The sequence below is a fragment of the Novosphingobium sp. 17-62-19 genome (assembly GCF_002256775.1).
Lineage (GTDB): Bacteria > Pseudomonadota > Alphaproteobacteria > Sphingomonadales > Sphingomonadaceae > Novosphingobium.
Window position 1 is genome coordinate 1 of the sequence record NZ_NCII01000036.1, and the last position, 26,638, is coordinate 26,638.

The window sequence follows — 26,638 nt, forward strand, 5'->3', positions numbered from 1 at the left end:
TCGCTCAATCCGTGTCGATCCAAACCAGCTCTCCCTTCGCCAGTCTTGAATCCGATCTCGCAGAAAAAGGGAATCCCCTAAATGTCCACAGGCCTTAGTTATACTACCACGCCCAAAGAACTTTGTGTGGTCGTACAAGTCGGGGTAAACTGGACCATACGCCCAAGCTTCTGGGCCATCGGTGGTCAGTGGTTGCTCTGTCAGACCCAGAGCCCATCCATGCGAAAAATAAACTAATTTTTGCAACTGCATTTGAGTCAGGCCGACAGCACCGGCCTTACGCAGAAACTCGTTCGCAATTGCTACAGACCGATCCATAGTGTAATATGTAGTCAACATTTCATTTATTTTCAATGCAATAGAATGATTCCGATTCAATGGCTTAGGCCGCAGCCGCCGAGCGTGACGCGATCCGCGTGAAGGTTGAATCCGAAGCTGAAAAGCTCCGCGCCGAAGCCGCCCGCGTGCGCTTCGAAGTGGAAGCTGCGGGCCAGCGCGCGATCAACGAAGCCGCCAACCTGCTATCGTCAGACCAGATTTCGCTCCAGACCAAGCTGGCACTGCTCAAGGTGCTGCCCGAACTGGTGCGCGAATCCGCCAAGCCGCTGGAAGCCATCGATTCGATCAAGATCGTCCAGGTCGATGGCCTGACCCGCTCATCAGGCGGTGGCGGCGAGGGCGCTGCACCCGGAGGCGGAAACCTCGCCAGCGATGCGCTCACCGCCGCGCTAAGCTACCGCGCGCAGGCTCCGATCATTGATGGCCTGATGAAAGAACTAGGCCTCGATGGCGGCTCGCTCGAAGGCCTGGTCAAAGGCGCGCCAACGGCAACAGCCGACGAGTAGCAACCAAAATCCTCCCTGTTTTTGCGAAGCACAAACGGGGAGGGGGACCGCCAGCAAAGCTGGTGGTGGAGGGGATAAACACCCCTCCGTCATCGGCTACGCCGACGTCACCTCCCCATTTGCACTTCGTGAAAACGGGGAGGATCAAAAACATCACCCCAGCCGCTTGGCCACCAGTTCCTGCAGGTCCGCCTCAGGCCGCGCGCCATAGTGCGAGATCACTTCAGCCGCGCAAACCGCGCCCATAGTCAGGCTCTCGGCCAGCGGCTTGCCGCGCACATAGCCGAACAGGAACCCGGCAGCGAAAAGATCGCCCGCGCCGGTCGTGTCGATGACCTTGGCGATCGGCTCAGCGGGAACGTGAGCGTGTTCACCATGGCTCACCGCGTGAGCGCCCTTTTCGCTACGCGTGACCACGAGCGTTGGCACCTTGGCCGAAAGCTCTGCCAGACCGGCGTCGAAATCTTCGATGCCGGTCAGCGCAGCCAGTTCGTGTTCGTTGGCAAACAGAATGTCGATCTGCCCATCGGCGATAAGCGCGCGGAAATCATCGCCGTGGCGCGAAATCACGAAAGCGTCCGACAGCGTGAACGCGACCTTGCGCCCGGCGTTGCGGGAAGCGGAAATCGCGCGGCGCATCGCCTTGCGCGGCTCTTCCGGGTCCCACAGATAGCCTTCGAGATAGAGCACTTTGGCTGCCGCGATGGTCGCATCGTCCAGCGCTTCGGCGGGCAGGAACTGCGAGGCGCCGAGGAACGTGTTCATCGTGCGCTGGCCGTCGGGCGTCACGAAGATCAGGCAGCGCGCCGTCGGCGGCTCGTCCGCACGCGCGGCCGTTTCAAAGGCAATGCCGCCAGCGCGGATGTCGTGTGCAAACACCTCGCCCAACTGGTCGTCCGCCACTTGCCCGATGAATGCGCACTTCGCACCCAGCGCAGCGAGGCCTGCCAGCGTATTGGCCGCAGAACCGCCCGAAATCTCGCGCGCGGGGCCCATCGCATCGTAAAGTTCCTGCGCGCGGGCTGTATCCACCAGCGTCATCCCGCCCTTGGCCAGTCCCAGCTTTTCGATGTCGGCATCGTCACAAGGGGCCATGACATCGACGATGGCGTTGCCAATGGCGATGACGTCGTAAAGCGGTTCGGACATACAGGATTGGCTCCAAAGTCGAGGAATGTTGGAAGACGGCCTAGCGTTTTCACCGCAGTGCAGCAAGAGCGTGCAACACGCGCCGGAACGCCCCGTGCCCGCGCCGTGCCGTGCGGAACGACGTTGACCGGCTTGCCCATGCGCTGCATCCCCGCAGCGTGAACCTGCGCGCCACTTTCCTCGCCCTGCCTGCCGCCTTGTTGCTCGCCTCGTGCGGCGGCGGAGGGACCGTGTCGGGCGGCAAGACCGCGCAAGTCCGCTCCACCCCGCCCGTGCGCACCACCGTACCGCGCCCTGGCCCGATCCAGCGCCCTTCCGCGCAGTTGCAGATGATCCCTGGCCTCGAAGGCATTATCGGCGCAGACGCGCTGCAACTCGGCCGCGTATTCGGCACACCCCGGCTTGATGTGATCGAAGATGACGCGCGCAAACTGCAGTGGACCGGCACCGCCTGCATCCTCGACATCTACCTTTACCCGCAAACCGGCAGCAGCAAACCCATCGCCACTTACGCCGATGCGCGTCGGGGCGATGGACGTGAGGTTGATCGCGCTGCCTGCGTCGCCGCGCTCAGGAAGGGCCGTTAACGGCGCATCCCGACGCTGAAGGCAGCATCGCCCAAGGCGCAAACGCCGGCACACCCTCGCGTGAAACATCGGCCAGTGTATAGCGGTCAAGCACCGCCATAAACGCCTCCAGCGCCTCGGCCAGCACCCCGCTCAACCCGCAATTGGCCCGCAGCGCGCACGTGGCGCAATCCGCCAGCCGCATCCCCCGTTCCAGCTTGCGCACCACATCGCCCACGCCGATCTCGTTTGCAGCCCGCGCGAGCGCGATACCGCCACTGCGTCCCCGCTGGGACACCGCAAAGCCCGCCTGCACCAACCCCTGCGCCACTTTGGCAACGTGATGATAGCTCAGACCCTGATCCGTCGAGAACGCAGGCAGGCTCACTGGCGCCCCTTTGCGCGCCAGCACGATCAGCAGGCGCAGGCCAAAGTCGGTGTGCTGGGTCAGTTGCATTGTGCCGATATCGGATTTCCGCTTGCTTAAATCAAGCAATCCAAATACCGGTATTTGCAATACCAGATTGGAGATTCCCTATGCGCACCGCTTCCGAACACGCCCGCACCATCGTCAAGGCCACCGCCCCCGTGATCGAAAAACACGGCGTGGACATCACTACCGCGATGTACAAACGCCTGTTCCAGAACGATGAAGTGAAAGCCATGTTCGATCAGGCTGCGCAGGAATCGGGCGAACAGCCTCGCCGTCTCGCCGCCGCCATCCTCGCCTATGCCAAGAACATCGACAAGCTTGAGGCGCTTGGCCCGGCTGTGAATCGCATGGTCCAGCGCCATGTCGAAACCGGCGTGAAGGCCGAACACTATCCTTACGTCGCCGAAGCCCTGCTGCCTGCGATTCGCGACGTTGTGGGCGCCGATGTCGCCACCGACGAAGTGCTCGCCGCCTGGGGCGAGGCTTACTGGATGCTCGCAGACATTCTCATCGCCGCCGAAGCCGAAGCTTACGCTCTGGCAGACTGATCAACCCCCGCACGATCGGTCTTCCAAAGCGAAGCCCGCCTGCCACCGGACCCTCCGCACGGCAGGCGGGCCTTTCGCGTTTCACTCCACCGCGAAGCTGATCTCCGCGTGCGCGCGCAAGCGCTGAACCAGCGCCTCGCCCAGAATCGCCCCGGGAGTGCCAATCACGCCCGCCGCATTGCTGGAAAGCAGCGCAATCCCGGTTTCAGCGATCATCCGGCTGGTAGATCCATAACCCGGATCATAGCGCCCCTTCACGCCATAGCGCACCACTTGCCCATCGGGCATCTCGCCCACGAACAGCACATCGTAGAATCCCGTTTCGCGCTCTTCCTTCGATGGCCCTTCGCCCGGCTGCGGATCATCAGGGCGGCCGATCATCGGCGTCTTGGCCATATGTTCGGCAATCGCCTTGCCCTGATCGCCCGGACCGGTCAGCACCATCTCGTCATAGACAAAGTCCGTGCCCCAAACGTGCCCCCGCAGAGCATTGGTGCGATGCACGTTCTTGGTGTTGATCGCCGCCATGATGAACGGCGCTTCCCAACTGCCCAGCGCATCATCGTGCTGCACCGTATTGCCATCTGGCTGCGCAGGCCCTTCGAAGCCCGGTGTCAGGCAAAACGCGCTCTGCATCAGCGGGATCAGTGACGGATCGCGCCCCAGCGCCGCCAATGTCGCCTTGAGGCTCGCCGCCGTGCCACCCGAAGCCCCGCCCTTCATCCCGCGCACCCGGCCTTTCACGCGCGGGGCAGGGCGGCCAAACTTTGCCACCGCTTCCTTCTGCAACATCAGCACGCCCAGATCGAAAGGGATCGAATCGAAGCCGCTGGAGAAGCATATCCGCGCCCCGGTCCGCTTGGCTTCGTCGCCATATTTGTCGATCATCTGGCGCATCCACACCGGCTCACCGCACAAGTCGGCATAGTCGGTGCCCGCTGCGATGCAGGCCGCCAGCAGCGGTTCGCCGTAAAGCTGGTACGGACCAACCGTTGTCACCACCACACGCGCCTGCCCCACCATTGCAGCAAGGCTCGCCGGATCGGACGCATCGGCCACGATCAGAGGGGTGTTCTTCGGCGCATCGATCAGCGCCCGCACTTCGGCCAGCTTGGCCGCAGAACGCCCGGCCATCGCCCAGCCCAATCTTTCCTCGGCAGGCCCTTCCTGCCCGTAGTGCCGCGCAAGATATTCCGCCACCAGCCTCCCGGTGAACCCCGTTGCCCCATAGACAACGATGTCATAGAGCCTCTCCGACTTATCCATCAGCCTCTCCGCCTGCTTTTGTTGTGCAGGCAAGCTTGGCGAAGTCAGGGGCGAATGCAACCGGATTTAAGCGCGGGGTTAAGCGGTAACCACACATCCTTCGACAAGCTCAGGATGAGCGGATTGAGGATCAGAACCAGTATTCCATTGCCCGCACGTGCTGAGCCTGTCGAAGCACGCCATCTGCCCTCACAATTTCGGCAACGTCACCCCGCGTTGGCCCATGTACTTGCCCGCACGGTCGGCATAGCTGACCTCGCACGGCTCGTTGCCCTGCAGGAACAGGAACTGGCACGCGCCTTCGTTGGCATAGATCTTGGCGGGCAGGGGAGTGGTGTTGGAAAACTCCAGCGTCACGTGGCCTTCCCAGCCCGGCTCCAGCGGCGTCACGTTCACGATGATGCCGCACCGCGCGTAGGTGCTTTTGCCAAGGCAGATCACCAGCACATCGCGCGGCACGCGGAAGTACTCCACCGTCCGCGCCAAGGCAAAGGAGTTGGGCGGAATCACGCAAACGTCGGTTTCGCGGTCCACCAGACTGGCCCCATCGAAATTCTTCGGATCGACGATGGCGGAATCGACGTTGGTGAAAATCTTGAACTCACGCGCTACCCGCGCGTCATAGCCATAGGACGAAAGCCCATAGCTGATGCAACCATCGCGGCGCTGGGTTTCCACGAAGGGCTCGATCATCCCCTCGTTCAGTGCCTTTTCGCGAATCCACTTGTCGGAAAGAATGGCCAATTGTTGTCCCCAAAATAGCTCGACGTTTTCTCTGGCGCACCGTCTTTTTGCGAGTTCCGTCATGCTGAACTTGTTTCAGCATCCATCCCTCAGCAAACGCTGTCCGCATTTGGTGAGAAATGGACCCTGAACCAAGTTCAGGGTGACGAACACGCAAACATCAGGCGCTAGCAATTAGCGCACGATCATCCGTCAAGCCAGATTCGCAGGCCCGAACGCATTGGGCAAGAGCACCGACAGCCGCATTTCCACGGTTTCCTGTGTCCCCACGCACAACACCAGTGGATCGGTGCCACCCAATGCCGCCAGTTCGTTGACCACCTGCCTGCACCGTCCACACGGACTGATCGCCGCCTCTACCGCGCCGCCCATGCCGCCCATCACCGCCACGGCCAGCAATCCGCCGCGTCGCCCGGCCTGCGATGCACTGGCACAGGCCACCGTTTCGGCGCAGAGTGACAAGCCATAGGAAGCGTTCTCGAAATTCGCGCCGGTAACAATCGCGCCATCATCGAACAGCAGCGCCGCGCCGACGTGAAAGCCGGAGTAGGGCGCGTATGCGCTGCCCATCGCACCACGCGCCGCTGCAATCAGCTCGTCGCGCTTTTCCGCAATCAGGGCATCGCTCATGGCTGCACCACCACCCAACGCACTGGGGTGTTCACTGCATCCAGCCGCAACCGGCTGCTTGCGGTCCACATCACCCAAGGCCGCCCGGCATAGGCGGGTTCAAGGAAATCCTGCTCTACCCAGATATTGCGATCAATGCGCGCAGCAAGGTGAAACTCCTTCTCGACCGACTTTGACACCATCAGGATCACTGCCTTTTCGGCGTGCTTTTCCACCTGGTTGAGGAACGTGGTCAGCTCGCTCTGCATCTGCGCTTCGCCCGGAACTTCAGGGCAAGTGCGCGATGATATGTCGATACGGATAGCAGGTGGCAACATATCCTTGTCACGCGGCACCAGCGTCACGAAATTCGCCGCCTGCGCGTCAGCAGGGGCGCACAAGTCATAGACATGCACCGCGCCCACCTGCATTCCCCGGCTGCGCGCTCCTGCCACGCCGTTTGCGAAAGCCGTATCCCGCACATTCGTGCCTTCACTCGCGGTCAGATAGGCAAAGTCAGCGCCTGCCGCGCGCAGCAGTCGCCAGTCGACCGCGCCATTGTTATCGCTCAGCCACACGCCTTGCACTGGGAAATCCTTGCGGTCAGGCTGCCAGGACAGCGCCTTCCACCAGCCCACGCCCCCAGCGACCAACAGCACCAGCACCAACGTGGCCAGCAGTCTTCGCTTCAGGTTGCCCGGTCGGGCACGTTTGGCACGGGCGCTGGTCGGGCGGCCCCTGTTCGGTTGCTTGGCCATATTGAAAGAATCGCGCCCCGGTTATCGTTCAGCCCCTGATATGCAGCACGCAGATCAGGGTAAAGAGCCGCCGGGCGGTGGGAAAATCGGTTTCGATCTTGCCCTCCAGCCGTTCCAGCAGCGTATCGGCAGCATCATTGTGAATGCCGCGCCGCGCCATGTCGATCGTCTCGATCTCGGTCGCCGTGGCCTTGCGAATTGCCTGATAGTAGCTGTCACAGATCGCAAAATATTCACGGATCGGTCGGCGGAACCGCCCCAAACCCAGAATCACCGTTTCCAGCGCCGCACCATCTTCGCCAGATACCGCCAGCACCAGCCGCCCGTCATCCACCGAAAGCTTCAGCCGATAGGGACCATGATGCCCAGCCTCGAAAGCGCGCAGCGGCTTGAACGTGTTCTCTTCGATCAGATCGAAGATCGCAATGCGCCGCTCCTGCTCGATATCGGCGTTGCGCCAGATGATCGTCGCGTCGTCCAGCTCGATATGCGAAATGCGCGGGTCTGCCATCAGGGCCCCTGTGTTGCAGACGCGCGCAGCGCAAGCAAGAGGGCCAGCGTTCGGCCCAGATCGGGCCGATCTCGGTCTCGATATGGTAAATTTACCTATCCCACGTTCCAGAGAGGCTCAGCCCATCCGTCCTAAAGGGCAAAGAGGAAACACGAGACGGAGGCCAAAGTGGGAATCGAGTTTGAAGGAGGGTCGCGCTTCTTTCGCCTGTTCGGCAGCAGGGGAACGGATACGGCGCGGAGCAGAGCGAGGATCCCGCGCTCGCGCGGAAGGTGCTGGATCGCCGCAATTCCGGTCAGCCCATCACGCAGGACTGGCTGGACCAGAACCGCACGGCAGGGCGGGGAAGAATTCGTCATGCTGTTTCGCGGAAAGACCCTGCAGGAAGCCTTCGACAAGCTTGACGCGGTGCGCGAAAACTTCGGCGTCCGCCACTTCATCAACCGCTCTACCGAAGAACCGATGGGGCAGATTACCTTTTCAGGCGGCATCGCCGATGTCTTCGCCTATGCCAGCCCGCGCGATGCCCTGAAAGCCGCCGACGAAGCGCTCTATCGCGCCAAGGAAGAGGGTCGCAACCGGATCATGCTGGCGGGATAAAGGGGCCGATTTCTTTCCTCATCCCCGCTATCCACACCCTGTGCCGATTGCCGTGCGGGGCGCGGTGGGGCACTATGCACCCATGTCCGCCAGCGAAGCCATCCTCACCCGCGAACCGTCAGAGATTCGCGCACTCCCCTCCAACGTAGAGGCGGAAGCCGCGTTTCTCGGCGCGGTCCTGATCGACAACCGCATCCTCGAAGAACTGCAGACCCCCCTCAAGCCCGAACACTTCTTCGCCGCCGTCCACGGCCGCGTGTTCGAACGCATTCAGGCGCTGATCGATCGCAAGGCCGTGGTCACCCCGGTCACGCTCAAACCCTATTTCGAAAGCGATGATGGGCTGAAGGAGCTGGGCGGCGTCGCTTATCTCGCGCGCCTCACGTCAGACGGGCAGGGCCTGCTCAACCCGCGCGAACTGGCCGAACAGATCTATGACCTGGCCCTGCTGCGCGAACTGATCACCGTAGGGCGTAACCTCGTCGAAGGCGCGCTCGACACCAGTGATTCGGTCGCCCCGCTCGAACAGGTGGAGAAAGCCGAAGCCGCGCTCTACGCCGTCTCCGAAGGGGCGCAGACCGGCAGCGAAGCGCAAAGCTTCGCCACCGCCACCCGCGCTTCGCTGGAAATGATCGAAAAGGCCCTGCTTTCTGGCGGCCACATTTCGGGCAAGACCACCGGCCTCACCTCGGTCAACGAGAAGATCGGCGGCCTCCACGATTCGGACCTCATCATCCTCGCCGGCCGCCCCGGCATGGGCAAGACCTCGCTCGTCACCAACATCGCGTTCAACGCGGCCGACCGCCTGCGCCGCGATCTGGCCGATGGCATTACGCTGAAAGATTCAGTCGGCGCAGGGGTCGCCTTCTTCAGCCTTGAAATGAGCGCGGACCAGCTCGCCACGCGTATCCTTGCCGAACAATCGGGCATCAGCTCAGAAGCCTTGCGCATGGGCCGCATCAGCCGCGAGGATTTTCAGCAGCTCTCTTTCGCCAGCCAGCGCCTTGCCGAACTCCCGCTGTTCATCGACGATACGCCCGCGCTCTCCATCGGCAGCTTGCGCGCCCGCGCCCGCCGCCTCAAGCGCCGCCATGACATCGGCCTGATCATCGTCGACTACCTCCAGCTCCTCCAAGGCTCAGGCCGCAGCGACAACCGGGTCAACGAAATCTCCGAAATCTCCCGCGGTCTCAAGACCTTGGCCAAGGAACTCGCGGTCCCCGTGATCGCGCTCTCGCAGCTCTCCCGCGCGGTTGAACAGCGCGATGACAAGCGCCCGATGCTGTCAGACCTTCGCGAATCCGGTTCGATCGAGCAGGACGCCGACATGGTCTGGTTCGTCTTCCGCGAAGACTACTACGTCGCCGCCAAGGAGCCTAAGCAACCGCAAGGCAGCGACGATTCGAAAACACATGAGGCTCATACGGCTTGGCAGGCCGAGATGGAGCGAGTCTATGGCTTGGCCGAGTTGATCGTTGCAAAGCAGCGTCACGGTTCGACCGGGAAAGTTCGACTAAGGTTTGAAGCGAAGATCACGCGCTTCAGTGATCTCGCCTCCGACGACCTGCGCGCCGCCTATGGCAACGATGACGAGTGACCCCACAATTCCTTGACTTTTCCACAACCCCAGCCTAGCTGCAGCTCTTTCCACGTCCTTTTGCATATCGGAGTGCCCGGATGGCGCGCGTAACCGTCGAAGATTGCGTCGACAAGATCCCCAACCGTTTCGATCTCGTCCTGATCGCCGCAGAACGTGCCCGCGCGATTTCGGGTGGCGCAGAACTCACCGTCGATCGCGATCGCGATAAAAACCCGGTCGTCGCCCTGCGCGAAATCGCGGAAGAGACCGTGCGCCCCGCCGTGCTCAAGGAAAACGTGATCCAATCGCTCCAGCGCGTCCTGCCGGATGACGATGATGAAGTCGATGAAATCGGTTCGCTCTCGCAGTCGGCCGAAGCCCTGCGCATCACGGCTGCCGCTCCGGTCCGCAACACCTCGCTGGGTGCAGACTACGACGGTTGATTTCCCACTGAAATCAAAGCCTTGAAAAAAGCCCCGGCGTAAAATCCGGGGCTTTTTTCATGTGTTCTCCAGTTGCACCGCCATCAGCTCCCAAACCTTGTTGATGGCTTTGAGCGGCCGCACCATCACCTTGAAGTCCACGATCCGCCCTTCCAGATCGAAGCGGATCAGATCGATCCCGTTGACCTTCAGCCCGTCCATTTCGCACTCGAACTCAAGGCACGCTTCCGGCCCATCAACCAGCTCGCGCACATAGCGAAATGTGCCGTTGCCAAAAACCTGCCCCGCCGCCGTCAGGTACATCAACACCTTTTCGCGCCCCGCTTGCGGCGTATGCACCACGGGCGAATGAAACACCGCGTCGTCAGCCACCAGCTCATCAAGCAGCGCCGTATCGCTGCTGATCATGTACCGGTGCCAAGCTGCCAGCCCCAATTTCATCGCCATTCTCCCGTTGTTCGCGTCCAGCATAGGGCAGGGGAGCCGCGCCGAACTTGATCCGGCGCAACTCCCATTCAGTCACCCCAGATGCTGGGCAAAAAAATCCCGCGTCCGCCGATCTGCCAGATTCGCGCCGTCTTCGTCACGCCGGTCACCCATTTCGGCAGCAAAGCCATGGTCCAGCCCGTCATAGTCGAACAGCGTCACCTTCGGATGCGGATCGAGTCCGTCATGTATCGCTTTCTGGGCTTCCGGCCCCACGAAATGGTCCGCCGTTGGAATGTGCAGCATCAGCGGGTTGGCAATGGCATGGGATTCGCCCAGCATCTGGTCGATCATCACGCCGTAGTATCCCACAGACGCATCGATATCGGTCCGCGTAGCCGCCATATAGGCCATGCGCCCACCCAGGCAGAACCCGACCAGCCCAACCTTGGCAATGCCTTCAACCCCGCGAAGATAGCGGATCGCCGCTTCGATATCCTTCACGCCCTTGTCGGGATCATACTGCCCGAAATAGCCGAATGCTTCCTGCAGTTGCTCGGGCACATCGGGATCGAGTTCGACGCCGGGGGCAAAGCGCCAGAAGATGTCCGGCGCCAATGCCATATATCCCAGTTCCGCCCATGCCTTGCACTTGTGGCGGATGCCTGCGTTCACGCCGAAGATCTCCGGCACCACGATGATCGCAGCGCGGATCGGCCCGTCCGGCGTTGCCAGAAAGCCGGGAATATCGCCTTCGCCATCCAGCGCCGCAAATGTGATTTTCTCGCCCGCTCCTGTGTTCGTCATCGTTGTTCATCCTGTGATTCAAAGAGGTTGGTCGATTCCCATGTTGGCCCCCAGCATGGACTTTGCCAAGCACGCGTGACAGTCTGCACACCACAGCCGCGATGAAGCGTGAGGATTTGCCGATGCCAAGGATTCACCAATGAAAGTTACCATGGAAGTCGATTGCACCCCCGAAGAGGCCCGCCGCTTCCTCGGCCTGCCCGATGTGTCAAAGGCGAACGATGTCTATGTCGAGTCCGTCGCCAAGGCCATGCAGGGTGCAGGCAACCTTGACCAGTTGCAGAGCTTCGCCAAACAGATCGCGCCGATGGGTGAAATTGGTCTGAAACTGTTTCAGAACTTCATGGAACAGAGCGCCATGGGCGGAATGGGCGGCGGATCTTCAAAGAAGCCAAAGGACTGACGTTTCGCCGCTGACGGTGTAGGGGAGGGAGGTGACCGACACCATCTTCGCCCTCTCTTCCGGCCCACCGCCTGCAGGCATTGCCGTCATCCGCATCAGCGGCCCGCAATCCGGCACCGCGCTCACCGCGCTGACAGGCAAACTTCCTGCGCCCCGCCGCGCCACGCTTGCCACGCTGGCTGATCCGCAGGACGGCACACACCTCGATCGCACCATGGTTCTTTGGCTCCCCGGCCCCGGCACCGCGACCGGGGAGGATAGCGCAGAGCTTCATCTCCACGGCGGCCGTGCGGTTGTCGTCGCGGTGGAATCCGCGCTGGCGGGGATCACCGGCCTGCGCCGCGCCCAGCCCGGAGAATTCACCCGACGCGCATTCGCCAATGGCCGCATCGATTTTGCCGAAGCCGAAGGCCTGGCCGATCTGCTCTCCGCCGAAACCGAACTGCAACGCCGCGCCGCCCTCGCAATGGCCGAGGGTGCGCTTTCACGTGAAGCCGAACGCTGGCGCTCGGCATTGCTACAACTCTCCGCCCGCCTCGAAGCCGCTCTCGATTTCTCGGACGAGGACGATGTAGGGGAAGGGGAGTCCGCTCTGCCCGCCGGCTTCGGCAGCGATTGCACTACCCTTGCGCAAAACCTCGAAGCGTGGCTCACCCGCCCCCGCGCCGAACCTTTAAAGCACGGTTTCCGCGTCGTCCTTGCCGGGCCACCCAATGCCGGAAAGTCCACCCTGTTCAACGCTTTGGTGGAACAGGAAGTCGCCATTACCGCCGCCGAACCCGGCACCACCCGCGATGTCCTGACTCACGCCTGTGCGCTGGACGGCGTGCCCTTCGTCTTCGTCGATACCGCCGGCTTGCGTGAAGAGGGTGCAGGCGAAATCGAACGCATCGGCATCGCCCGCGCCAAGGCCGCCGCCGAACAGGCCGACCTGATCCTCTGGCTCGGCCCGGAAGGTGAAGGACCGGATGGCCGCGCACTCTGGGAAGTGTCAGCCCGTGCCGACGATCCATCAGCACTGCACAAATCGGACAAGGCGCTTCACCTCTCCGCCCGCACCGGCGAAGGCCTGCCCGCGTTGAGCCAGGCGCTGGTCACTCACGCGCGCCAAACACTCCCCGCGCCGGGACAGGCCGCACTCAACCAGCGCCAGCACACCTTGCTGAGCGATGTAGCCCAAAGCCTCCACCACGCCACCGCCGAACCTGACCCCCTCCTCGCCGCCGAAAACCTGCGCCTCGCCCGCCGCGCCCTCGACGCATTGATCGGCCGCACCAGCACTGAAGACATGCTCCACACCCTCTTCGGCAAATTCTGCATCGGCAAGTAGGAGGGGGTGTTTCACGTGAAACAGGCTTCCCGAATAACCTTTTAGCCCCCTCCTCTTCAGAGGAGGGGGTTGGGGGTGGTGGCCTCACACAAGCCGTTCCACGTGAAACACCCACACCCAAATCTTTGACGCGAATCCCCAACTCGCGTATCGGGCACCCATGCACCAGTTCGACATCATCGTGATCGGCGGCGGACACGCCGGCGTCGAGGCAGCCGCCGTCGCAGCACGCATGGGCGCGCGCACCGCGCTCGTCTCGTTCGATCCCGCCACCGTCGGCGCCATGAGCTGCAACCCGGCCATCGGCGGGCTTGGCAAAGGCCATCTCGTGCGCGAAGTCGACGCCTTTGACGGACTGATCGCCCGCGCCGCCGATGCGGGTGCCATCCACTACCGGATGCTCAACCGCTCAAAGGGCAGCGCGGTGCAGGGACCACGCGTTCAGACAGACCGCAAACGGTTCAAGGCCGCGATCCAGCAGATGATCAGCGCGCAGCCAAACCTCATCCTGATCGGTGGAGAAGCCGCCGCGCTTCACATGGAATATGGCAAAGTTGTCGGTATCGATCTTGCCGATGGTACGCGGCTTGAGGGAAGGGCGGTCGTGCTCTGCACCGGAACCTTCCTCGGCGGTCGACTGTTTCGCGGCGAAGAACGCATGGACGGCGGTCGCATCGGAGAGGATTCCGCCCATAAACTCGCCCAGCAACTCCGCGCCGCCAACCTGCCGATGGCACGTCTCAAGACCGGGACCCCGCCGCGCATTGATGGCCGCACCATTGATTGGGCGCGCTTGCCGGAACAGCCGAGCGACGCTGACCTGTGGACCATGTCCCCGCTCAATTCCGTGCGCCCGCTGCCCCAAGTGTTCTGCGCCATCGCCCGCACCAACGACCGCACACACGACATCATCCGCTCAGGGCTGGACCGTTCACCCCTCTTCACCGGGGCCATCGGCGCGCAAGGCCCACGCTATTGCCCTTCGATCGAAGACAAGATCCATCGCTTCGGAGACCGTGACGGACACCAGGTCTTCCTCGAGCCAGAAGGGCTGGATGACCCGACCGTCTATCCCAACGGCATCTCCACCTCCCTCCCAACCGACATACAGATCGCCATGATCCACTCTATGGAAGGGCTTGAGCAGGCCGAGATCACGGTTCCCGGCTATGCTGTGGAATACGACCACATCGATCCACGTGCCCTGCGCCGCAGTCTTGAAGTCAAGGCCATTCCCGGCCTCTACTGCGCCGGACAGATCAATGGCACCACCGGTTACGAAGAAGCCGCGGCCCAAGGCTTGATCGCCGGAATGTACGCCGCAGCCAATGTGTTGGGTCGTGACGCGCCCGAACTGGACCGTGCCAATAGCTACATGGCCGTAATGATCGACGACCTGACGCTGCACGGCGTCACCGAGCCCTACCGGATGCTTACCGCCCGCGCAGAATACCGCCTGCGCCTGCGCGCCAACAACGCCTCATCACGGCTAACACCGCTCGGACTCGCGGTCGGCTGTATCGGAAGCGAACGCGCGCAATGGTTCAACCAACGCTTGGCACAGCGCGAAAAGTTGGAAGGCGCATTGGCACAGCAGGCAACACCAACAGAACTCAACCGCGCAGGAATGCCCGTTCGCGCAGATGGCTCCCGCCGTCCGCTGCACGAATGGCTGCGTTTTCCCGAAGTCACGCTCGCCACACTCACGCCGTGGATTGGTGATGGAACTTTCGACGCGCGCCTCGCCGAAGAAGTTGAGGAAGACGCCGCTTACGCTCCTTATCTCGCCCGGCAAGACGCCGAGCTGCGAGATTTGCGCGCATCAGACGCCGTCCCGTTAGGCGAGGGCTTTCCTTTTGCAGACGTGCCCGGCCTTTCACGTGAGATGGTCGAACGCCTCGAAAAGGCTCAGCCGGATACTCTTGCCGCCGCCGGACGCATCGGCGGGGTCACACCCGCAGCACTGGCCAGCCTGCTCGTCCACGCGCGCCGTCGGGCCAATGTCGAGATCGTTGCATGACCCTGCTTATTACCGAATCAGAAGCACAGGGATGGCTGCGCGATGCGCTCGGCGTCAATGCATCCGGCATGGCGCGGCTGTCACAACTGGTCGATCTGTTGCTCGAAGAAAACCAGCGCCAGAACCTCGTCGCACGCGGCACATTGCCGCACGTGTGGGTCCGCCATATCGTGGATTCAGCGCAGCTTCTTCATGTTTCACGTGAAACACTGCCGCAGGGTGAATGGATTGACCTCGGCACCGGTGCAGGCTTTCCCGGCATAGTCATCGCAGCACTCCAACCAACCCGCCCCGTCACGCTCGTCGATTCCCGCCGCCTCCGCACCGAATGGTTGCAGCGGGTGGCCGATGCCGTGGAACTTCCAAACGTCCGCGTCGTCCTCTCCCGCGTCGAGGATTTGCCTTCTGCCCCTCACGGCGTGATTTCCGCCCGCGCCTTTGCTCCATTGGAAAAGCTGCTGAATATTTCCGCCCGCTTTTCCACACCCGACACGTTATGGCTGTTGCCGAAAGGGGCAGGAGCAGCGCAAGAATTGCAGATGCTCCCCGAATCATGGAATCACCTGTTCCACGTGGAACACTCGCTGACCGATGCCGCCGCCGGCATCATCACCGGCCGCCTCCTCGGCCAAAACACGCCCCCTGCGCATGTACATCGTCAACGAGGCAAAAAATGATCACCATAGCGGTTGCAAATCAGAAGGGCGGCGTGGGCAAGACCACCACCGCCATCAACATCGCCACCGCACTGGCTGCCACCGGCTGGAAGACGCTACTGATTGATCTTGATCCGCAAGGCAACTGTTCCACCGGCATCGGCATTTCCGCGGGTGAGCGTGAGCGGTCTTCGTACGAGCTGCTGATCGATCAGGCGGCAGTCGCGGATTGCTTGATGCCCACTAGGATTCCGGGACTTGATATTGTGCCGGGGACGATGGATCTTTCAGGCGCGGAAGTGGAGCTGGTCAGCGTTGAGGACCGGACACACCGGCTGCGCAAGGTTCTGAACGGCGATACCGGACATGACATCTGCCTGATCGATTGCCCGCCGTCGCTGGGGCTGCTCACGCTGAATGCGCTGACGGCGGCGGATTCGATACTGGTGCCGTTGCAGTGCGAGTTCTTTGCGCTCGAAGGCCTCAGCCAGCTTTTGCAGACAGTGGAGCGGGTGCAAGAGCGGTTCAATGCGGACTTGGGCATACTGGGCATTGTTCTGACCATGTACGACCGGCGCAACCGGTTGACCGATCAGGTGGCGGATGACGTACGTTCATGCTTGCGCGATCTGGTGTTCGAGAGCGTGATTCCACGCAACGTGCGCTTGTCCGAAGCGCCGAGCCATGGGCTCCCGGCGCTGATCTATGACCATGCCTGCCCCGGATCGCAGGCTTATATGAAGCTGGCGCGTGAGCTGATTGGCCGGTTGCCTGAACGGAGGAAAGCGGCATGAGCGGCGAAGATGCAGCAGTGAAGGCTCCGGCACGGCGGACCGGGCTGGGGCGCGGGCTTGGCGCGCTCATGGGCGAAGTGCGGCGCGAGGAGCCGATTGCGCGGATTTCGGTTTCGGGCGACGATGCTGCGGTCGCGCGTGACGGCGGGCTGGCGATGCTCACCGTTGCATCAATTGAACCGCACCCCGATCAGCCGCGTCGGCACTTTGATGAAGAGGCGCTGGAAGAACTGGCGCAATCCATCGCGGCGCGTGGCGTGATCCAGCCGGTCGTGGTGCGACCGTTGGGCGGCGGACGGTATCAGCTTGTGGCGGGTGAGCGGCGTTGGCGTGCTTCGCAGAAGGCGCAGATCCACGAGATTCCGGCCATCGTCCGCAAGCTTGACGATCGCGATGTGGCAGCGCTGGCGCTGATCGAGAACCTTCAGCGCGAAGACCTGAACCCGGTAGAAGAGGCGCGCGCCTATCAGCGTCTGGCCGACAGCGAAGGGCTGAGCCAGACCGACATCGCCAAGTTCGTCGACAAATCGCGCAGTCACGTGGCCAACATGATGCGCCTGCTCGGCCTGCCTGAAGCCGTGCTCGACATGGTGGTACGCAGCGAGCTTTCGATGGGCCACGCCCGCGCGCTGATCAATGCCCCGGAGCCGGAAAAGTTGGCACGAGAAGCCGTGGCCAAGGATCTTTCGGTACGCGACGTGGAAAAGTTGGTGCGCAAGGCGTCACGCCCCGAAGGCACCCGGCGACAAGCGCGCGCGGGCAAGGATTCGGTCAGCGCGGCGGACCTTTCAGCGATCCAGCAACACCTTGAAGATTTCCTGGGGCTAAAGGTCACAATCCAGCCCGATGCCGATCCGGTCAGCGGGGCAGTGACGATTCGCTACAAGAACCTGGACCAGCTGGATCTTGTTTGTCAGCGGCTGACCGGTGGTGAGTTTTAACTGATTGAAATCAGTAAATTTATTTTTGTTCGCAACGGTAGTAGCCTACACTATCGGGCATTAATTAGGCGATTAAATTCTCGTTGACCGGGTGGCCGCGTCGCGCATAGGCTGTGCGCAACAAGACCATAACTGGAGAGAGAATAGCCATGTCGCTCGACCTGATTCCGCGGACAGCCTATAACGAAGACCATGAAGCCTTCCGCAGCAGCGTCCGCCGCTTTCTGCAGGACGAAATCGCACCCCATGCTGCCGAGTGGGCCGAGGCCGGGATTGTGCCGAAATCTGTGTGGCCCAAGGCCGGAGCGGTTGGCATGTTGTGCCCGACTGTGCCCGAGGAATACGGCGGGCTTGGCCTCGACTTCGGCTACAACGCCATCGTCGATGAAGAGAGTGCCTATTATGGCCGTGTGACCACCGGGTTCTCGCTACAGTCTGACATCGTGGTCAACTACCTGATCACCTACGGATCGGAAGAGCAGAAGAAAAAGTGGCTGCCGCTGATGGTTTCGGGCGACGTGGTTACCGCCATCGCCATGACCGAACCCGGTACCGGCTCCGACCTGCAGGGGATGCGCACGACCGCGAAGAAGGATGGCAATCACTACGTTATCAACGGGTCCAAGACCTACATCACCAATGGCCAGAATGCCGACCTGATTCTGGTCTGCTGCAAGACCGACACCGAAATCGAACCTGCCTGGAAGGGCGTTTCGATCGTGCTGGTCGAGGCTGACCGCGAAGGATTCAAGCGCGGGCGCAATCTGGACAAGATCGGCCAAGACGAGGCCGATACCTCCGAACTGTTCTTCGAAGACGTGCGCGTGCCAATCACCAATTGCCTGGGCGAAGAGGGCAAGGGCTTCATCTACCTTATGAGCGAACTGCCGCAGGAGCGCCTGTCCATTGCGGTGAGCGCGCAGGCTTCCGCGCAGAAGGCGTTTGACGACACCGTGGAATTCACACGCGAACGCAAGGCGTTTGGCAAGCCGATCCTGGATTTCCAGAACACGCGCTTCACACTGGCCGACCTCAAGACCAAGCTGCAAGTTGGTTGGGCGCACCTTGACTGGGCGCTGGCGCGTCACCTGAAGAAGGAACTGACACCGGAGGAGGGCGCAGCGGCCAAGCTGTGGCACACTGAACTGCAGTGGGAAGTGATGGACAAGTGCCTGCAACTTCATGGCGGCGCAGGCTACATGAACGAATATGCCATTGCCCGCGCGTGGCGCGGTGCGCGTGTGACGCGCATCTTCGGCGGCACCAACGAGATCATGAAGGAGCTGATCGGGCGGAAGCTGTGATTTGCGACTGACCTGAATGGGGGGTAGCAGCCGCCCCCTCTTGCAAGTCAGAGGGAAGAACACCTGAAAACGGCCCGCCTTCCTTCGAGGAAAGCGGGCTGCTTCTACTTCAGTTTCGCGTGGGCCGGATCAGCCGGTGTAGACGCGCTTTTCCTTCACCCGCTTGTCGCGGATTACCTTGGGACGCTTGTGAATCACACGGTGCCGGACCGGAGCGCTAACCCACTTTTCGGTGACGACGGTGGTTTCAACGCAAGGCCTCTGTGGGCCGGAGACGACAGGAACCCACATGTAGCCATAAGGGGCTGGCGGGTAGCCCGGATAGGCACCCGGATAGCCGACAGAAGCAGCACCCTGCGGAGGGAGTGACGCAAAGTAATCGTCGCATTCGCGGCGGAGGTTCTTGTCCTCGCCCTTGTCGATCATGTTGCCTGCGATAGCGCCAACAACGCCACCCACAACGGTGCCCAGAACGCGGTTACCCTTCCCGGCGATGCGATTGCCGGCCACGCCGCCAACGACACCGCCAAGCGCAGTGCCACCGACATGGCGATCACCATAGACCTTGGCACAACGCTCGTTCATTTCGGTCCAGCGCGGATCGGGCGCGGGATAGCTCTGCTGCGCCACCGGCGGATAGGCTTGCCAGTTCTGCGGGTATCCCTGTTGCGGAACAGCAGCGTTCATCGGCTGAGTCATAACCACGGTGGGATATGGCGGGCCAGCCATCGGCGGGTAGTAAACAGGTCCACCGACGGGACCAGAGCCATAGGAAACTCCGGCAGCGCCGTGCTGGCGATGTTCACCGGCAAAGGCGGGCGAGGCGGCGACGCTGAGCGCGAGCGCGGCGATGGTGAGGCGGGCAATCATGCGGTTTCCCCCTAGTTGGGAATAGCGTTGGGAATGGCGTTAACCGCAAACTTACCATCATGAGACCCGCAAAACCAAGGTTTCCGCAGAGCCTGAGTCCCGCCTGTCCCGAATCGGGCCAGTTCACGCCTGAACCGGATCGGACGCTTCAGATCCGGTACGCGACGGCCACCGCCAAACCCTCAATCCCAAGCGCATCGTCTGCATCGAAACGGGCGGGCGAGGGGCTATCGAGATCGATTACCGCGACTACCGCGCCATCGCGAAGCACCGGCACGACCAGTTCCGAACGACTGGCCGCATCACAGGCAATGTGGCCGGGGAATGCGTGAACATCGGGGACGAGTTGCGATTCGCCGGTGGAGGCTGCGGTGCCGCAAACGCCCCTGCCCAGTGGGATACGGATGCAGGCAGGCTTGCCGATAAATGGCCCCAGCACCAGTTCGCCATCAACCATGCGATAGAAGCCCGCCCAGTTGAGATCGGGCAGGAACTGCCACAGCAGCGCGGCGAGATTGGCCATATTGGCAATGGCATCAGGCTCGTCATGGGTGATGGCGCGTGCCGCTTCGATCAGATCTGCGTGAAGATCGGCCTTTGATTGGCCTTCGGTGGGGGAAAATGTGAACATCGACTGGGTTTAGCGCAGCATGTCGGTCTTGTCGCGGGGGGCATCGCAGGCATTGCCCTGCGGCGTTGCTCCGCCTAGATTTACACCCATGAACCTCATCAAGAAAATCCTGATCACGCTCGCCGTGTTCGTCGTCATTGTCGGGGCATGGGTTGCCTGGTCAATCCGCGGGCCTGCCGCAGAATTCACGCTGCAAGAAACGACCGGCCCCAGACCCAAGCTGGCAGACCCGGACGAACAGACCATCCCCACGATCAAGACCGCCGATCCGGTGGGCTGGAAGGACGGCGAAACCCCGGTCGCGGCGCAGGGATTGCAGGTCACGCGCTTTGCCGACAAGCTCGATCATCCGCGCACCATCTACACCATGCCCAACGGCGATGTGCTGGTGGCTGAGACCAATTCACCCCCGCGCGAAGCAAGCGGAATCACCGGGATGATGATGGGCTTTCTGTTCAAGAAAGTGGGGGCAGGCGGGCCTTCACCCAACAAGATCGTGCTGCTGCGCGATGCCAACGGCGATGGCACGGCTGAACAGCGCTTCGTGATGGAGAATGTGGCGCTCGATTCGCCCGCAGGCATGGCGTTTCGCGATGGTCACTTGCTGGTGGCCAATCACAACGCAGTGCTCTCGTTCCCCTATGAACCGGGGCAAACAACGCTGTCTGGCGCACCGGAAAAGCTGATGAATCTGCCGGGTGGCGGAAACCACTGGGTGCGCAATCTGCTGCTCTCGCCAGACGGGAGCAAGCTTTATGTGACAGTCGGTTCGGCATCGAACATTGCCGAAGGCGGGATCGAGGCAGAACTCGGCCGCGCGGTTATCCATGAGTACAATTTCGCCACGAAGAAATCGGTCGAATATGCGGGCGGTTTGCGCAATCCCAATGGCCTGGACTTCAACCCGCACAGCGAGGAGTTGTGGACTACGGTCAATGAGCGCGACATGCTCGGCCCCGATCTGGTCCCCGACTACCTGACCAACGTGCCGTTCGGATCGAACTATGGCTGGCCGTGGGTGTACTGGAAGCAGAACATCGACTGGCGCGTGAAGGCGCCGATGCCGGAGTACATGCTGGATTACGTGCGCAAGCCCGAATATGCGTTGGGATCACATGTAGCACCGCTGGGCCTGGCCTTTGCCAAGGGTGGCAACCTGATGGGCAGCGCATTCAAGGAAGGTGCTTTCGTGGCGCGGCATGGTTCTTGGAACCGCCGTCCGCTGGCCGGCTATGACGTGGTCTTCGTGAAGTTTGACGATCGCGGCAATGCCCTGCCGCAGCCGCCGGTGCCGGTGTTGACCGGGTTCCTCAATGAAGATGAGGCAGCGCGCGGGCGACCAACATGGGTCGCCTTTGCCAAGGATGGCGCACTGCTGGTGAGCGATGATACCGGCGGGGTGATCTGGCGCGTTGTGGCACCGGGCGCCGCGCCTGCCGCCGCAATTGCTCCGCTGCCCAAGCGCACCGCACCACCGCAGGGCAAGGGCACGGGCAAGTTCATCATGAAGCCCAATGCCGATTCGGATCTGGTGAAGCCTGAGCAGTGAGCTTGCTGGGCCGGGGCGTCAAATCGCGCGTCCGGCCCGGCCTGCCAGTTCGTTGACATATTGCCACGCAACGCGGCCCGAACGGCCGCCGCGGCGCTTTGACCATTCGAGCGCGTCAGCTTCCTCGTAGGTCAGACCGAAGTGGCGCGTGTATCCGGCGATGATGGCGAGGTAATCGTCCTGGGTGCAGTTATGGAAGCCGAGGCTGAGGCCGAAGCGATCAGCCAATGCCAGGCGATCATCGATCACATCGCGCGGGTTGATCGGGTCATCCTGTTCGGACAGGTGCCTCTCGACAATGGCACGACGGTTGGAAGTGACGGCAAGGCGCACATTGGCGGGCCGGGCCTCAACACCGCCTTCGAGCCACGAGCGCAGCTTGCGTGCGCCATCGGAATCGCCAGCGTCAAAACCGAGATCGTCGAGGAACACGAGGAACCGGCGGTCAACCTTGCGCAGCGTGGCAAAAAGGTCAGCAAGACCAGCATCAGGGCTGGCCTGCACGAGCGCGATCGAGCCGGGATTGGCCTGCTGCGCGGCAAGCGTGGAGGCGCGGAGCAGGGCGGACTTGCCCATACCGCGTGCGCCCCACAGCAGCATGTCGTGCGCGACAGCCCCGCGTGAGAGGCGCGCGACGTTTTCAACCACAGCTGCCTTCTGCTTATCAATCCCCTGCATCAGATCGAGCGCAGGGGCTTCGAGCGGATCGATCCCGCGCGCGGCCTTGCCGTCCCATACATAGGCGGGGAAGGCGAGCCAGTCAGCGCTTTCGGGTTGGGCAGGGACCAAGCGTTCAAGGGCTTCGGCGATGCGGATGAGCAGGCTCTCGCTCATCCGACGAGGGTTTCCGTATCGAGATCGTAAAGCAATGCGGCACCGGCCATGGCCGACGAGCCGAGACCCCGCGCTTCGGGGACGACGACGCGGTTGAAGAACTTGGTCACCGCGATCTTGGCGTGAAGATCGGAGGCGCGGGACTGGCGGGCGAGTTGCCATCCGGCGACGGCGACGGCGCACATTGTGGTGAAGGGTACGGAACCGGCCAGCTTGTCATCAAGGCTGGCAGTGGCGCTCATCCATTGGCCAATGGCGGCAGCGTCCTTGGCCAGGACGGCGACTTCGGGGACATCTTCCATTTCCGCCGCAATCTCGGCCATGAGCGACTGGAGGACGCCGCCGTTTTCGTAGCCAAGTTTGCGCGTCACGAGATCGGCGGCCTGAATGCCGTTGGTGCCTTCATAGATCGGTGCGATGCGGGCGTCACGCAGGTGCTGGGCAGCGCCGGTCTCCTCGATGAAGCCCATACCGCCGTGGACCTGCACACCAAGGCTGGCGACTTCACAGCCGATGTCGGTGCCCCAGGCCTTGAGCATGGGGACGAGCAGTTCAGCCCGCTTCTGGGCAGCTTCATCACCAAGACTGCCGCGATCGACCTGGCCTGCGGTATAGTAGAGCAGGGCACGGCTGCCTTCGGTCAGCGCACGCATCCGCATCAGCATACGGCGCACGTCAGGGTGTTCGATGATGGCGACGGGTGCCTTGTCCGGCGATCCGGCGCGGGCAGACTGGACGCGGTCGCGCGCATAGGCAACGGCCTGCTGCAGAGCGCGTTCGGCAATCTGAACGCCCTGGCTGCCGACATTGATGCGGGCAGAGTTCATCATCGTAAACATGGCGCGCAAGCCGCCATTTTCATGGCCGACCATTTCGCCGATGCATTCGGCGTTGTCGCCATAAGACATGACGCAGGTGGGGGAGGCGTGGATGCCAAGCTTGTGCTCTATCGAGACACAACGGACATCGTTGCGCGCGCCGATGCTTCCATCCTGTTCCACGTGGAACTTGGGCACGATGAACAGCGAAATGCCACGTGAACCATCGGGCGCGCCGGGCGTGCGGGCGAGGACGAGGTGGATGACGTTGCTCGCAGCATCATGCTCGCCAAAGGTGATGAAGATCTTCGTGCCGTTGATGCGGTACTTGCCGGCGTGGGGGCCATCGCTGATCGGCACGGCGGTGGTGCGAAGCGCGCCAACATCGGACCCGGCCTGCGATTCAGTGAGGTTCATCGTGCCCGACCATTCGCCGGAAATCAGCTTGGGCAGGTAGAGAGCCTTCTGCTCATCGCTGCCGTGATGCTCGATTGCCTCGATCGCACCGACAGTGAGCATGGGCAGGAGTGTGAAGCCCATGTTGGCTGCACCCAATGTTTCGAGCGCGACGGTGGCGAGGGTAAAGGGCAGGCCCTGTCCGCCGAATTCGGCAGTTCCAGCGATGGAATTCCAGCCTTGCTCAACGAAGGCCCTGTAGGCTTCCACATAGCCGGGCGGCAGCGTGACCACACCATCGGCACACTTCGCGCCGATCTGATCACCGGCACGGTGGAGCGGCGCCCATTCGCCCGCCGCAAATGCGCCGACGCCCTCGACGATAGCCTCGACCAGATCGGGAGTGGCGGCGACAAAGCGCTCGCTCTGTGCCAGTTCTTCGATACCGGCGCTAACCTTGATCGCAAGGATCTGGTCGGCAGTGGGCGGGGTAAAGGTCATCGTCCTCTCCTGTGGCGCAGCGCTTGGCGCGGGGCTTGGCGCATCCTATAGCGAAGGCTTATGGAGCCGACAAAGCCTTCCAAGGTGCACCTGCCTGACAATCAAGGCATTGAACATGCCGCGCAAGTAATTGCGGACGGGGGCACCGTGGCTGTGCCGACCGAGACCGTCTATGGTCTGGCCGCGCGGGCAGATCAGGACGAAGCGGTGGCCGGGATCTATCGCGCCAAGGGGCGGCCGGACTTCAACCCGCTGATCGTGCATGTGCCGGACGTTACGGCAGCGCAGCAGTACGCCTTGTTTGATGGCCGGGCGCTGGCCTTGGCGGAGGCATTCTGGCCGGGAGCGCTGACCATGGTGCTGCCGCGCCGGAGCGATGCCCGACTGGCAGCGGCGGTGAGTGCAGGACTACCCACCGTGGCGCTGCGGTGCCCGGCGCATCCGGTCATGCAGGCCCTGTTGAAAACCTGTGGATTGCCATTGGCCGCACCATCGGCGAATCGCAGTGGCGGGGTGAGTCCGACCAGCGCCGTGCATGTATGGGCGTCGCTGGGAGAGCGGGTCGATGTTATTCTGGATGGCGGCGAGACCGAGCGCGGGATTGAATCGACCATCGTCGGGCTACGCGAAGATGGCACCTGGTCCTTGTTGCGACCGGGACCGATCACTGGGGAAGAGATTGCAATGGTGCTGGGCAAGGGGAGCACGGCGGCCCAATCCACCCGTATCGAAGCTCCGGGGCAAATGACGAGCCACTATGCGCCGGGCAAGCCGGTACGATTGAACGCCGAGGCCGCGCGGGATGGGGAATTCCTGATCGGTTTCGGAGCCATTGCAGGGCATGTTTCGCTATCCGCGACAGGTGATCTGGCACAGGCGGCAGCACGGCTTTATGCGTGCCTGCATCTGGGAGCGGAAGCCGTTGAGAAAGCCATCGCAGTGGCGCCCGTCCCGGATGAGGGGATTGGTGCTGCGATCAATGACCGGCTGCGGCGCGCTGCTGCCTGACCGTCACTCCGGCTCGTAGGGCACAGAGGCGCGCAGGTCACTCATTTCCCGGTAGATGCGGCGCGCATCGTCGCAAGCGTCATCCTCACCATCGCGGCAATCGGCGCGGGCACGATCATAATCGCGCGATAGGCGGCCATACCGTTCTTCGCGCTGACGAATCTTGCGGCCAAGCTTCTGATCCCGCTCCGACTGGCTGACGGTGACACGATCATAGACCCCAGCAGTGGTGTTTACCGCTTGTGCGCCGGCGCGAACCGGCATGGTGGCCAGATCGAAGGCAGACTTGGCCACACAGCCGGGCAGCATGAGTGCGGCAGCAGGAAGCAAAACAGCAGTGAGGCGCATGGGATTCTCCATCGAGCCTGAAAGTCCCATTGTGCAAAAGACTTGGCAAGCGGGAGATGCGCCGGTTCGGGGGAAGTAAGGCGGGTTTGCTGAAAATGCCCTCCCCCAACCCCTCCCGCCTGCGGGAGGGGAGTAAGGGCCGCGTTATTGCGCAGCGGCCGCTTCGCTTTCGTCGCTTTGCGGGGTTACGCCGTTTTCGCAGACGAGCTTGCCCGAACCCATTGCGCTGACCTTGCAGGTTGCGCGGCCGAAAATGCGGACCTCGCCCGATCCCATGATGTTTGCACTGACCTGGCCGTTGGACGCGAAGCGGGCATTGCCCGAGCCTGCGACATCGACTTTGGCATTGTCGACGTTCAACCCGTCCATTTCGGCATCGCCGCTGCCTGCGACGGTCATTTTCATGTCCTTGGCCTTGCCCGCCGCGCGCAACTTGCCGGAACCGACGACATCGACTTTCAAGCTTTGCGCATCAATAGCGCGCGCATCGACAGTGCCGCTTCCAGCGATGACAATCTTGGTTTCGGGGCCGCCCATCTGGTCAGCCGTCAGGTTGCCCGATCCGGCCAGAACCACATCGCTGAGCATCGGAAGCGTAACGTTGACTGTGGCAGACTTGGTTGATTGGCCAAGCTTCCAGCCCTCGCGCGCGATGCCCAACTGGCCGTCTGACATGGCAAACCGCAGCTTTCCGGCATCATCGCCATCCACGGTAATCGCCAACTTGTCGCCGCGCGTCACGCGGACATTGTCAGGTCCAAGCAAGGCAATTGCAGTGGGGACGGAGCCGCTCGTATCAAGATCGGCCAGCGGGACGCCCTTTTCGCCGTTGAACGAAATGCCCGACGCATTGCATGTAGCGCGACGATTACGGTGTCCGGTCGGCGTCAATTTTGATGGCCGATAGGTGGCCGCGCCGGTTGGTGAATTCTGGCTACCATTTGCTGTTGC

General features: G+C 62.2%; 30 protein-coding genes and 1 pseudogene. 15 read left to right on the forward strand and 16 right to left on the reverse strand.

The window, feature by feature from the left end; genetic code table 11:
- Positions 1–339: type II toxin-antitoxin system antitoxin SocA domain-containing protein (locus B7X90_RS18350; RefSeq protein WP_366409675.1), on the reverse strand; the 339-nt coding region annotated here is incomplete at its 3' end.
- A 14-nt stretch (positions 340–353) separates the two neighbouring features.
- Here B7X90_RS18350 and B7X90_RS08565 point away from each other — a divergent pair.
- A pseudogene (locus B7X90_RS08565) lies at positions 354–845 on the forward strand (flotillin domain-containing protein); the annotation flags it as partial.
- Between the two features lie 153 nt (positions 846–998).
- On the opposite strand, the gene B7X90_RS08570 reads toward B7X90_RS08565, so the two are convergent.
- A complete protein-coding gene (locus B7X90_RS08570; protein ID WP_292623577.1) occupies positions 999–1,994 on the reverse strand; it encodes an adenosine kinase in 996 nt (331 codons plus the stop codon).
- A 110-nt stretch (positions 1,995–2,104) separates the two neighbouring features.
- Between B7X90_RS08570 and B7X90_RS08575 the strand changes: the two genes are divergently transcribed.
- On the forward strand, positions 2,105–2,581 hold the full coding sequence (locus B7X90_RS08575; protein ID WP_292623579.1) for a hypothetical protein: 477 nt from the start codon (positions 2,105–2,107) through the stop codon (positions 2,579–2,581).
- On the opposite strand, the gene B7X90_RS08580 is transcribed toward B7X90_RS08575, so the two are convergent.
- Entirely contained in the window at positions 2,565–3,017 is a 453-nt protein-coding gene (locus tag B7X90_RS08580) for an Rrf2 family transcriptional regulator (RefSeq protein ID WP_292623580.1), read from the reverse strand. The genes B7X90_RS08575 and B7X90_RS08580 overlap by 17 nt on opposite strands.
- Positions 3,018–3,097: 80 nt before the next feature.
- On the opposite strand from B7X90_RS08580, the gene B7X90_RS08585 reads away from it, so the two are divergent.
- Positions 3,098–3,541 carry a globin domain-containing protein gene (locus tag B7X90_RS08585; protein ID WP_292623582.1) on the forward strand — a complete coding sequence of 148 codons (444 nt, stop codon included), beginning with the start codon at positions 3,098–3,100 and terminating at the stop codon, positions 3,539–3,541.
- A gap of 81 nt (positions 3,542–3,622) precedes the next feature.
- Here B7X90_RS08585 and B7X90_RS08590 read toward each other — a convergent pair whose 3' ends face one another.
- From B7X90_RS08590 to B7X90_RS08610, 5 genes are all read right to left on the reverse strand, one after another.
- Complete coding sequence (locus B7X90_RS08590) at positions 3,623–4,807, reverse strand: saccharopine dehydrogenase NADP-binding domain-containing protein (protein WP_292623584.1); 1,185 nt, start codon at positions 4,805–4,807, stop codon at positions 3,623–3,625.
- Positions 4,808–4,996: 189 nt separating this feature from the next.
- A complete protein-coding gene (dcd, locus tag B7X90_RS08595) occupies positions 4,997–5,551 on the reverse strand; it encodes a dCTP deaminase (RefSeq protein ID WP_292623587.1) in 555 nt (184 codons plus the stop codon).
- Positions 5,552–5,743: 192 nt separating this feature from the next.
- Positions 5,744–6,181 carry a cytidine deaminase gene (locus B7X90_RS08600; RefSeq protein ID WP_292623589.1) on the reverse strand — a complete coding sequence of 146 codons (438 nt, stop codon included), beginning with the start codon at positions 6,179–6,181 and terminating at the stop codon, positions 5,744–5,746.
- On the reverse strand, positions 6,178–6,918 hold the full coding sequence (locus B7X90_RS08605) for a glycoside hydrolase family 25 protein (protein WP_292623591.1): 741 nt from the start codon (positions 6,916–6,918) through the stop codon (positions 6,178–6,180). The genes B7X90_RS08600 and B7X90_RS08605 overlap by 4 nt, the downstream gene beginning before the upstream one ends.
- A 28-nt stretch (positions 6,919–6,946) precedes the next feature.
- A complete protein-coding gene (locus tag B7X90_RS08610) occupies positions 6,947–7,429 on the reverse strand; it encodes a UPF0262 family protein (RefSeq protein ID WP_292623592.1) in 483 nt (160 codons plus the stop codon).
- 168 nt (positions 7,430–7,597) lie between these two features.
- Here B7X90_RS08610 and B7X90_RS18355 point away from each other — a divergent pair, with 168 nt between their 5' ends.
- From B7X90_RS18355 to rpoZ, 3 genes are all read left to right on the forward strand, one after another.
- Positions 7,598–8,029, forward strand: coding sequence for a diguanylate cyclase (locus B7X90_RS18355; RefSeq protein WP_366409676.1), 432 nt, complete (start codon positions 7,598–7,600; stop codon positions 8,027–8,029).
- A gap of 82 nt (positions 8,030–8,111) precedes the next feature.
- Positions 8,112–9,626: a replicative DNA helicase gene (locus B7X90_RS08620; RefSeq protein WP_292623594.1), complete on the forward strand. Its 1,515-nt coding sequence runs from the start codon at positions 8,112–8,114 to the stop codon at positions 9,624–9,626.
- An 80-nt stretch (positions 9,627–9,706) separates the two neighbouring features.
- Positions 9,707–10,051: a DNA-directed RNA polymerase subunit omega gene (rpoZ, locus tag B7X90_RS08625; protein WP_292623595.1), complete on the forward strand. Its 345-nt coding sequence runs from the start codon at positions 9,707–9,709 to the stop codon at positions 10,049–10,051.
- A 57-nt stretch (positions 10,052–10,108) separates the two neighbouring features.
- Here the strand turns inward: rpoZ and B7X90_RS08630 are convergent, their stop codons facing one another.
- Both B7X90_RS08630 and B7X90_RS08635 read right to left on the reverse strand, forming a co-directional pair.
- Positions 10,109–10,492, reverse strand: coding sequence for a nuclear transport factor 2 family protein (locus tag B7X90_RS08630; protein WP_292623597.1), 384 nt, complete (start codon positions 10,490–10,492; stop codon positions 10,109–10,111).
- A gap of 78 nt (positions 10,493–10,570) precedes the next feature.
- Entirely contained in the window at positions 10,571–11,284 is a 714-nt protein-coding gene (locus tag B7X90_RS08635) for a dienelactone hydrolase family protein (RefSeq protein ID WP_292623598.1), read from the reverse strand.
- 139 nt (positions 11,285–11,423) lie between these two features.
- Here B7X90_RS08635 and B7X90_RS08640 point away from each other — a divergent pair, with 139 nt between their 5' ends.
- The 7 genes from B7X90_RS08640 (at position 11,424) to B7X90_RS08670 (ending at position 18,732) form a co-directional block, all read left to right on the forward strand.
- Positions 11,424–11,687, forward strand: coding sequence for a DUF6489 family protein (locus B7X90_RS08640; RefSeq protein WP_292623600.1), 264 nt, complete (start codon positions 11,424–11,426; stop codon positions 11,685–11,687).
- A gap of 31 nt (positions 11,688–11,718) precedes the next feature.
- The gene (gene mnmE, locus B7X90_RS08645; RefSeq protein ID WP_292623602.1) at positions 11,719–13,017 is read left to right on the forward strand and encodes a tRNA uridine-5-carboxymethylaminomethyl(34) synthesis GTPase MnmE; all 1,299 of its coding nucleotides are present in this window, start codon (positions 11,719–11,721) and stop codon (positions 13,015–13,017) included.
- Positions 13,018–13,177: 160 nt separating this feature from the next.
- Entirely contained in the window at positions 13,178–15,037 is a 1,860-nt protein-coding gene (gene mnmG, locus B7X90_RS08650; protein WP_292623604.1) for a tRNA uridine-5-carboxymethylaminomethyl(34) synthesis enzyme MnmG, read from the forward strand.
- On the forward strand, positions 15,034–15,714 hold the full coding sequence (rsmG, locus tag B7X90_RS08655; protein ID WP_292623606.1) for a 16S rRNA (guanine(527)-N(7))-methyltransferase RsmG: 681 nt from the start codon (positions 15,034–15,036) through the stop codon (positions 15,712–15,714). The genes mnmG and rsmG overlap by 4 nt, the downstream gene beginning before the upstream one ends.
- Entirely contained in the window at positions 15,711–16,487 is a 777-nt protein-coding gene (locus B7X90_RS08660) for a ParA family protein (protein ID WP_292623608.1), read from the forward strand. Before rsmG ends, B7X90_RS08660 begins: the two co-directional genes overlap by 4 nt.
- Positions 16,484–17,428, forward strand: coding sequence for a ParB/RepB/Spo0J family partition protein (locus tag B7X90_RS08665; protein ID WP_292623609.1), 945 nt, complete (start codon positions 16,484–16,486; stop codon positions 17,426–17,428). The genes B7X90_RS08660 and B7X90_RS08665 overlap by 4 nt, the downstream gene beginning before the upstream one ends.
- Before the next feature lie 149 nt (positions 17,429–17,577).
- Positions 17,578–18,732, forward strand: a complete 1,155-nt coding sequence (locus B7X90_RS08670; protein WP_292623611.1) for an acyl-CoA dehydrogenase family protein — start codon at positions 17,578–17,580, stop codon at positions 18,730–18,732.
- Between the two features lie 129 nt (positions 18,733–18,861).
- Here B7X90_RS08670 and B7X90_RS08675 read toward each other — a convergent pair whose 3' ends face one another.
- Both B7X90_RS08675 and B7X90_RS08680 read right to left on the reverse strand, forming a co-directional pair.
- Positions 18,862–19,602, reverse strand: coding sequence for a glycine zipper 2TM domain-containing protein (locus B7X90_RS08675; RefSeq protein WP_292623613.1), 741 nt, complete (start codon positions 19,600–19,602; stop codon positions 18,862–18,864).
- Positions 19,603–19,750: 148 nt separating this feature from the next.
- Positions 19,751–20,233, reverse strand: coding sequence for a GAF domain-containing protein (locus tag B7X90_RS08680; RefSeq protein ID WP_292623616.1), 483 nt, complete (start codon positions 20,231–20,233; stop codon positions 19,751–19,753).
- Between the two features lie 88 nt (positions 20,234–20,321).
- Between B7X90_RS08680 and B7X90_RS08685 the strand changes: the two genes are divergently transcribed.
- Positions 20,322–21,782 (forward strand): sorbosone dehydrogenase family protein, encoded by a 1,461-nt coding sequence (locus tag B7X90_RS08685; RefSeq protein WP_292623617.1) that lies wholly within the window; start codon positions 20,322–20,324, stop codon positions 21,780–21,782.
- Positions 21,783–21,800: 18 nt separating this feature from the next.
- On the opposite strand, the gene B7X90_RS08690 is transcribed toward B7X90_RS08685, so the two are convergent.
- Positions 21,801–22,616: an ATP-binding protein gene (locus B7X90_RS08690; RefSeq protein ID WP_292623620.1), complete on the reverse strand. Its 816-nt coding sequence runs from the start codon at positions 22,614–22,616 to the stop codon at positions 21,801–21,803.
- A complete protein-coding gene (locus B7X90_RS08695) occupies positions 22,613–24,331 on the reverse strand; it encodes an acyl-CoA dehydrogenase (protein ID WP_292623622.1) in 1,719 nt (572 codons plus the stop codon). The genes B7X90_RS08690 and B7X90_RS08695 overlap by 4 nt, the downstream gene beginning before the upstream one ends.
- 60 nt (positions 24,332–24,391) lie before the next feature.
- Between B7X90_RS08695 and B7X90_RS08700 the strand changes: the two genes are divergently transcribed.
- Positions 24,392–25,339, forward strand: coding sequence for an L-threonylcarbamoyladenylate synthase (locus tag B7X90_RS08700; RefSeq protein ID WP_292623624.1), 948 nt, complete (start codon positions 24,392–24,394; stop codon positions 25,337–25,339).
- A gap of 3 nt (positions 25,340–25,342) precedes the next feature.
- Here the strand turns inward: B7X90_RS08700 and B7X90_RS08705 are convergent, their stop codons facing one another.
- Positions 25,343–25,687, reverse strand: a complete 345-nt coding sequence (locus B7X90_RS08705; protein ID WP_292623625.1) for a hypothetical protein — start codon at positions 25,685–25,687, stop codon at positions 25,343–25,345.
- Positions 25,688–25,831: 144 nt separating this feature from the next.
- On the reverse strand, positions 25,832–26,638 hold an 807-nt coding region (locus tag B7X90_RS08710; protein WP_366409677.1), incomplete at its 5' end, for a head GIN domain-containing protein.